This is a genomic window from Bordetella genomosp. 11, assembly GCF_002261215.1.
In the GTDB taxonomy this organism is placed as follows: domain Bacteria; phylum Pseudomonadota; class Gammaproteobacteria; order Burkholderiales; family Burkholderiaceae_B; genus Bordetella_C.
On record NZ_NEVS01000004.1, the window covers coordinates 4,805,985 to 4,813,373 of the forward strand.

The 7,389-nt window shown below is 60.3% G+C and carries 7 protein-coding genes and 1 pseudogene; 5 read left to right on the plus strand and 3 right to left on the minus strand.

All coding sequences use genetic code 11. The annotated features are described in order from the left end of the window. The gene (locus CAL28_RS29370; RefSeq protein WP_094844464.1) at positions 1–1,662 is read right to left on the minus strand and encodes a hypothetical protein; all 1,662 of its coding nucleotides are present in this window, start codon (positions 1,660–1,662) and stop codon (positions 1–3) included. 98 nt (positions 1,663–1,760) lie between these two features. Here CAL28_RS29370 and CAL28_RS29375 point away from each other — a divergent pair, with 98 nt between their 5' ends. The 3 genes from CAL28_RS29375 to CAL28_RS29385 all read left to right on the plus strand — a co-directional run bounded on the left by CAL28_RS29375 (position 1,761) and on the right by CAL28_RS29385 (position 4,418). After that, positions 1,761–2,048 carry a hypothetical protein gene (locus tag CAL28_RS29375; RefSeq protein ID WP_176464136.1) on the plus strand — a complete coding sequence of 96 codons (288 nt, stop codon included), beginning with the start codon at positions 1,761–1,763 and terminating at the stop codon, positions 2,046–2,048. Positions 2,049–2,769: 721 nt separating this feature from the next. Next, positions 2,770–3,102: a DUF4148 domain-containing protein gene (locus CAL28_RS29380; RefSeq protein ID WP_094839397.1), complete on the plus strand. Its 333-nt coding sequence runs from the start codon at positions 2,770–2,772 to the stop codon at positions 3,100–3,102. A 500-nt stretch (positions 3,103–3,602) separates the two neighbouring features. Further along, on the plus strand, positions 3,603–4,418 hold the full coding sequence (locus CAL28_RS29385) for an SDR family NAD(P)-dependent oxidoreductase (RefSeq protein ID WP_094844466.1): 816 nt from the start codon (positions 3,603–3,605) through the stop codon (positions 4,416–4,418). An 18-nt stretch (positions 4,419–4,436) separates the two neighbouring features. Here the strand turns inward: CAL28_RS29385 and CAL28_RS29390 are convergent, their stop codons facing one another. Beyond that, positions 4,437–5,360, minus strand: a complete 924-nt coding sequence (locus CAL28_RS29390; RefSeq protein ID WP_094844467.1) for a LysR family transcriptional regulator — start codon at positions 5,358–5,360, stop codon at positions 4,437–4,439. Positions 5,361–5,630: 270 nt separating this feature from the next. Here CAL28_RS29390 and CAL28_RS29395 point away from each other — a divergent pair, with 270 nt between their 5' ends. Both CAL28_RS29395 and CAL28_RS29400 read left to right on the plus strand, forming a co-directional pair. Then, positions 5,631–6,314 (plus strand): hydrolase, encoded by a 684-nt coding sequence (locus CAL28_RS29395; RefSeq protein WP_094844468.1) that lies wholly within the window; start codon positions 5,631–5,633, stop codon positions 6,312–6,314. A 28-nt stretch (positions 6,315–6,342) separates the two neighbouring features. After that, complete coding sequence (locus tag CAL28_RS29400) at positions 6,343–7,047, plus strand: pirin family protein (protein WP_094844469.1); 705 nt, start codon at positions 6,343–6,345, stop codon at positions 7,045–7,047. Positions 7,048–7,279: 232 nt separating this feature from the next. On the opposite strand, the pseudogene CAL28_RS29405 reads toward CAL28_RS29400, so the two are convergent. Further along, positions 7,280–7,389: pseudogene (locus CAL28_RS29405) on the minus strand (IS5/IS1182 family transposase); the annotation flags it as partial.

Genomic DNA, 7,389 nt, shown 5'->3' on the forward strand with positions numbered 1-7,389 from the left:
TTAGGTTGATGCTGCCTTGTCCCAGTCGTGTGACTGTAGGTCTTTTTTGAACTGCTCCGGATCCACGAAGCGAAGAAGACGTAGTTTCTCGTCTTCCGGCAGCATGCAATAGTTGTCCATGCCCGGTAGATGGGGAATTTTCGACGGATCCCTTCCAAAGAGCACATCTCTATAGTAAAGATGGTCCCTAAGCAACTGATACGGCTTAACGGAGGTGCCCTCAATCGCTGGCCGATTTCGTGCAGCCTCTGAAAATCGAGTGCCCGCCTGGCCAGACTGCTTTATAAGGTCCAGCAACATCGCATCAAACCGCCGCAACGGATTGCAGAGCGGCACTCCTGCTATGCGAGGCAATGCGTTGAAAATTATCACGGAAGCCATAAGGTGCTGGTCGTAGAAACTCGGGTCGGGCCATGGTGAGCGAGCACTGAAGGGCGTCGGAATATGGTCCAGATGTGGTTCTATACGCTGCGATATATTATCAATTCGTATGCGTACTAGGGGATTTAGCATCTCAAATTTGAGCACTTTGGGTTCATTCAGCCGCAGCGCGATCAGGAAGCTAGCGGCTAGTGCCGCAATTTCACCTAATTGTCTACCACCAGCACTGTCGACAATCCTTTGCAAGCATTGCTTGGCGTAGTCATTGCGGCCGTGACAAAGATGCCAGTACCCCTCGGTGAAATCGATGGCCGGCAACCATAGGCCGTCTGGATCTGTCGCGGCGTTCTCCGTACGCAGCTGGGAGAATCCCTCATGATTCCAGGGACTTTGTTCACAATAAATTTTCTCGTACCTAAGACTACGCTCCAGGCCTGGATCGAAGGTGTTCCAATACACATGTACGCGCCGGCAATATACTTCTCGTGGTGAGTCGCCCCTCACGTTTATGTCAGCCTTCAATCCAGCGGTTATTAGCGCGGGGAGATCGTGCTCAGGCATGATTTTTGTAGCCGCGGCAAACAGACGCATTGTGGCGATTCCCGCGATGTAGATATGACGAATCTTCTCCAAGTCGGCGTCAAGGGCTTCGATCGTGGGAATTTCGTTTTGTATTTCCTGACGCAGATTGACGAGATCCGTCTCGATAGATGTCAGCTTGCGTTGAGACCGATGGTCAAGCCTGGCCAGAATCGAACGGAACTCGGGGGCACTGACTCCTTGAGGAATGGCGCGTTTTATGGCGGCTTTCCAAGTAACTAAATAGCTTTTGGTATCGCCTCCGCAGGCGGCGTGTGTTTCGAGCAATCGCCGGGCACTGTCAAGCACTGATCTAGGATATTGGCCGGCGTCGTTGAGCAGTTCAGTAATCCAGGGTATCGCCCAGACCTCGACGAAGCGGCGCCACCCTTCGCATTCTTTCGCTAAGGTCACCAATGGTACGGCCCTAGTGTTGGTAAGCGCCGATTCAGCGTCAAGCAGGCGTGCCTTCACAACACGTCTGAGGACTTCATTCGAACCGGTGAGCAACACCAAAATATCTTGTTGCAACCCAGGGCGATTAGGCGACCCACTATATGCGTCAATCCGACCGCTAAACGAGCCCAGCGCCTCAAGAGCATCCTCCTTGTTTCTGGCGAGTCCCAGCCCGGAGGCAAAGGCGTCAATGACGGCAGAGAATGTGGGCAAGCGAGCGTAAGCGGATGACTGGGTGGCGATCATTGGTTTCCGTTATTTCCGGTGGAGCATGGAGAGCATCAAAGGCGAATATTGCATTGCCGATGCCAATTATCGGCATTTCCCTAACGAAAGGAACAACAATGGTAGATCGTAAAGTTCGCCTTATGTATGCAATGAGCCTGGATTGGCACCTCACCAAGGCGCTCAAAGAGAACTCGTTCGCTGCGGTTAGCGACAAGCTGCGTGATCAGATGATCGAGGGCGGGATGGCTCCCCGTGAGGCGGCAATGAAGGCGCCCGTTATGCTTGATGGCATGGACAGGGCGTTCCAGCGCCAATTCGACTTCAAGCGCATCCGTAATGAGTTGGCCGCGGAGCGCCGCGGTCACGGTGCGTCGGACTTCATGCTGGACACTGTGGACTGGTGATCGACGACGCCGGTGGGCCTATGCGGCGAAGGTTAGCCCCAAAGCCCACCAAGAGTCTGTCGTTGCCGCGAGCCGTTGTTTGTGACTTTCGGCTTCCGGCCTATTACGTACCCCGAGCGCTATCAGATAATGAAGGCTACGCGTTGGCCGCGGACCATAGCTAGCGTAATGTGTGCTAATTCTGACTGTAGCCACTACGGTTAGGAGAATTTAATGAAATGGGACAGCCCACCGTATTGCGTCCTACCGGATCTTCAATGTGCGGGAGACGTAGCTGGGCGATATCTAGACGGTTGTGAGATCCTACAGATGCGGGGAAAACGCTGAGGTTCGGGTTTTCCGGAAAGCGTCTGGATAAGGAAATGGGCTGCGTCTGCAGCTCATTTTTTTTGCCGGGTAGTAGATCAGTAGCGTTCGATACGCGCTGGCGGCGCTGCCGCTATGGGGAGCGTGCGGCGCCCTACTGTGGGCGCTTGTCGCGGAGGTGCGCTCTAGTAGCGGCAATAGCCTCTGTTTATGAATTCAATAGTCGGCGTAATGAAATAGTCGAGGATTGCTGCGGAAAATGGAAAGATGAATTTCGGTTATGCGGGTTTATCCCTAGGTCTTGGACGCGCAGAATGCGTTTCATCGGGAACAGCAACGGACATCGCGAACTTCCCAACTGAACGAAATCGCGATGTACGGCCCGGACCACTTAACCAGGACTAGGAGTACTGCCATGCAAGCCAAGACCATCGTTTCCGCTCTGATTCTTTCCTTCGCCGCGATCGGCGCCGCGCAAGCGGCCAATAGCGAGCCCGACAATGTGCCCTTCCAGGGCGTGTACGGGCAAGCGGCCAACAGCGTCAGCCGTTCGCAAGTGCTGGCCGATCTGGCCCAAGCCCGCGAAGCCGGCCTGACGGCGAATGCCGACAGCGACAACGCGCCGTTCGTGGCGCAAGCCGACAGCGGCGTGACGCGTGCGCAAGTGGCGGCCGGTATCGACCACGCCGACACCGCGACGAGCATCGCCTTCGGCGACACGAACAACCAGCCGTTCGAAGGTGCGTAAGCACCGACGGCGATTCCAGCCACGGGTGGCGTGATCGCGCGATCGGGAGAACCGGTCAGCATCGGGGTCCGTCAAGTGTCGCGGACCGCGCCATCAGGAAGTCCGGCCGTTCATGCCCGTACGGATGAACGGTTCCCCCGGCGAGAGGCGGGGGTGCTGTAAGTGGCAGTCCTCTCGGTGCAGTACATCGGCCCTCCCCGCGAGGGCCGATTTTTTTTGGACGATGTGATGCCGTCTTCAGCGGAGGGATCGCGGTCGTCATGCCATCCGCGGATGTGGATATAGGCCGCGCCAGTGTCATCCGGCGCACGCATGTATCCCGGCCTTGGCGCATCCACCGTTGTTTGAGGCCGGGGAACCGCGCCGGCACCGGGTGCGGTTCCGCTTATCGGTGGAACGGCCGTAACCGTGCGGTCTTTTTTACAGCAGTGTAGTTGCGTATCGCAACTTTTTGGGGTTATGTTGGAGCCGGCGCTGTGCCACGGACCGGAGGCCCCTACATGGCTACGATTTCATCCTCTATATACGAGCTCGCGGGACCGGCTCCGGCGCCGCCTTCCGGCCAGCGTCTACAGGGTCGGGTTTGCCTGGTCGTGGGGGGCACCAGCGGCATCGGGCGCGCTACGGCCTTGCGCATGGCGGCGGAAGGCGCGGCGGCGGTGGTCGTGACTGGCCGGCGCGAGCCGCTTGGGCGGGAACTGGCCGCCGAAATCGGCCAGATGGGGACGGACGGGGTGTTCATCGCCGCCGATGCGACGGCGGACGCGGAGCTCGCTGCCGCGATAGTGCAAGTGATGCAACGCTTCGGGCGCCTGGATGCGGTATTCAACAACGCCGGCTACCAGGAGCGGCGCGCGCCGCTGGCCGAGCAGACCGACGAGGTCTACGCCCAGGTGTTCGACACGAATGTCCGAGCCGTCTTCAATGCCATGCGCCATGAGATCCCGGCGCTTCTGGCCTCCGGCGGAGGCAGCATCGTCAACAATACGAGCGTCAGCGGGATACGCAACCCCAATCCCGGCCTGTCCATCTACGGTGCTTCCAAGGCAGCGGCGAACGCGCTGACGCGCGCGGCGGCCATGGAGTATGCGCCGCAAGGCATACGCATCAATGCCGTCGCACCCGGGCGGGTGGTGACGGATATGATGCTTGGCTCCGGCATCGCCGATATGAGCGCCGTGAAGGCCGGGCTGCCTTTGCGGCGCATGGGACATCCGGAGGAGGTCGCCGCCGCCGTGGCGTGGCTGATGTCGGCCGAGGCGAGTTATGTGGTGGGCCATATCCTGGCCGCGGATGGCGGATTCCTGGCGGGCTGAGACCGCCTCGCGGCTGGTTCATCCCTGCACGTTGGTAGCCCAGGGCTCCGCGTTCAGGCGCCCGGCCAGATAATCGATCAGCGCCTGCACCCGCGCGGGCCGCCTGCGCCCGGGTGGCGTGACGATATGCAGGGCGATGCCCTCCACCTGCCAATCGTCCATGGCGGTTTCCAGGGCGCCCGATCGCAAGTCTTCCCACACCAGGAATTCCGGCTGCAGCGCGAGCCCCAGGCCGGCGCGCAATGCCGGCGTCAGGGCCTCGGCGTTGTTCACGTTGAGCTGCACCGGCAAGGCCTGGGAAAACTCGCCGTGCGTGTCATGCCGGAATCGCCAGCTGGCGCCGCTGCGGGCATACATGTACTGCAAGGCGGTGTGCTGGGCCAGGTCCCGGGGGTGCCGGGGCCGTCCCGCACGCTTGAAGTAGCCTGGCGCGCCTACCAGCAGGATGCGCACGGAGCACAGGCGGCGCGCGAGCAGGGCGGAATCCACAAGGTTGGATATCCGCAGCGCAAGGTCGAAGCGTTCGGAGACCAGGTCCACCTGCTTGTCGTTGAACTCGATCTCCAGGCCCACGTCGGGATGGGCCTGCATGAACGGCGGCAGCATCGGGGCCAGGTGCGTAACGCCGAACGACATGGGCGCGGTCAGCCTGATTTTTCCGTGCAGGATGTTCGATTGTTCGGTGACCTCGGCTTCGACGGCCTCGCCTTCTTCCAGGATGCGCGCGGCGCGCTCCAGCGCGGCATAGCCGGATTCGGTCAGCGACATGCTGCGCGAAGTGCGATGGAACAAGGTCGTTTTCATACGGGTTTCCAGGCGCGTGATCGTCTTGGAAACCGTGGCTTGCGATAAGGAAAATTCGGCCGCCGCCTTGGCGAATGAACCTGTCTCGGCGACCTTGGCGAAGATCGCCCATCCCTCGAGATCCGGCAGCTTATTCATGTGTAGTCCCGCGAAAAGTCGGCTCGATGATAGCGGCCGCCCAGGGTCCGGACAAGCCGCGATCATGCATAAAACGGAAAGGATGGAATTCCGTTCGGCTGGTTCTCAGGGTCGGCGTGCATCCCTAATATGCCGATACCGACAGACGACATGCAGGCAGCACAAAACGGCGCGGCCTGTACGACTGATCGGTGCCAGCCAGTACGGCTTGGCCCTGTGTCGAATTTTTCCGAATATCCACCGATTGCATCCTTGAAAGAGAGCCCAGCCATGTCGAACAAACACCTCGAAGTCCTGACCCCCCAGAACAGCCAGATCATCTTCATCGACCAGCAACCGCAGATGGCCTTCGGCGTTCAATCGATCGATCGCCAGACGTTGAAGAACAATGTGGTGGGCCTGGCAAAAGCCGCGCGCACGTTCAATATCCCGACCACCATCACGACCGTGGAGACCGACGGTTTTTCGGGCAACACCTATCCGGAACTGCTGGCCGTCTTCCCGGAGAACAAGATCCTGGAGCGCACGTCGATGAACTCCTGGGACGACCAGAATGTGCGCGACGCACTGGCCGCGAACGGCCGCAAGAAGATCGTCGTCGCCGGTTTGTGGACCGAAGTCTGCAACACCACCTTCGCCCTGTGCGCGATGCTGGAAGGCGACTACGAGATCTACATGGTGGCCGATGCCTCCGGCGGTACCTCGCTGGACGCCCACAAGTACGCCATGGACCGCATGGTGCAGGCCGGCGTGGTGCCGGTGACCTGGCAGCAGGTCATGCTGGAATGGCAGCGCGATTGGGCCCGCCAGGAAACCTATGACGCCGTGACGTCCATCGCCAAGGAGCACTCGGGTGCCTATGGCATGGGCATCGATTACGCCGTCACGCATGTTCATAAGCTGGCCGAGCGCGTCAAGCATGGCGAACGCATCGGCCCCAATCCCGCCAAATAAGGCGGACACCGCTCTTTACGAGGCCATCATGATCGAGCGCCGCGCCCTTCCCAACCTTCAGGCCGCCGGTCGCGGCCGATCCGGCGCGAGGCCGGGCTTTCCGCCGGCGGAAAGCCCGCTGCCGGTGCGGGCGGGCTGGGGGGCGCTGCGCGCGTGGCGCGACGAAACGATCGCGCCAGGCGCGGGATCTGCCGCCGTGACGCAGACGGACGTGGAGATCATCACTTGTGTCCGCGAAGGTGTCCTGACGCACGAGGACGACCTGGGGAACCGCGGCCGCGCGCGGGCCGGAGACGTGCAGGTGATGAGCGCGGGCAGTGGCCTGACCTATGCCGAGTTCAATATGGAAAGCGAGCCCGCGCGTGTCCTGCGGGTCTGGATCGAGCCGGACCAGCGCGGGTCGCTGCCCAGTTGGGGGAGGAAGTCCTTTCCCTGTGCGGAAGGCGGGGGCGGCTTCGTGACGCTGGCGAGCGGTATCGGCGGCGACGACGACGCGCTGCCGATACGCGGCGATGCGCGTGTGCTGGCCGTGGCGCTGAAAGCGGGCGAGACCGCGACATATCGGTTCGCGCAGGGCGCGCGCCGCGGATTTCTCGTGGCATCCAAAGGGCGGCTGAACGTCAACGATGTGCGGATCGAACCCGGGACCGGCGCCGCGATCCGCAATGAGACGGATGTACGCGTGACCGCTCTGGACGATGCCGAGGCATTGTTGGTCGATACCCGTGCGTGAGCGCCGGGGCAATAGCCGCTGTTTATGAATTCAATAGTCGGCGTAATGGAATAGTCGAGGATTGCTGCGGAAAATGGAAAGATGAATTTCGGTTATGCGGGTTTATCCCTAGGTCCTGGAAGCGCAGAATGCGTTTCATCGGGAACAGCAACGGACATCGCGAACTTCCCAACTGAACGAAATCGCGATGTACGGCCCGGACCACTTAACCAGGACTAGGGTGTGTTAACAATCAAGCCAACCAGATATAGGCACAAGCGAGACTGAGCATGCCAAAGAAGTTACGCGCCAGTTTTTCGTATCGCGTGGCGATGCGGCGAAACTGCTTGAGACGACCGAAGA

What these genes read in the sequence shown, in the direction of transcription:
- CAL28_RS29370 (WP_094844464.1), bottom strand. Translation starts at nt 1,662, where the DNA reads ATGATCGCCACCCAGTCATCCGCTTACGCTCGCTTGCCCACATTCTCT.
- CAL28_RS29380 (WP_094839397.1), top strand. Translation starts at nt 2,770, where the DNA reads ATGCAAGCCAAGACCATCGTTTCCGCTCTGATTCTTTCCTTCGCCGCG.
- CAL28_RS29375 (WP_176464136.1), top strand. Translation starts at nt 1,761, where the DNA reads ATGGTAGATCGTAAAGTTCGCCTTATGTATGCAATGAGCCTGGATTGG.
- CAL28_RS29400 (WP_094844469.1), top strand. Translation starts at nt 6,343, where the DNA reads ATGATCGAGCGCCGCGCCCTTCCCAACCTTCAGGCCGCCGGTCGCGGC.
- CAL28_RS29395 (WP_094844468.1), top strand. Translation starts at nt 5,631, where the DNA reads ATGTCGAACAAACACCTCGAAGTCCTGACCCCCCAGAACAGCCAGATC.
- CAL28_RS29390 (WP_094844467.1), bottom strand. Translation starts at nt 5,360, where the DNA reads ATGAATAAGCTGCCGGATCTCGAGGGATGGGCGATCTTCGCCAAGGTC.
- CAL28_RS29385 (WP_094844466.1), top strand. Translation starts at nt 3,603, where the DNA reads ATGGCTACGATTTCATCCTCTATATACGAGCTCGCGGGACCGGCTCCG.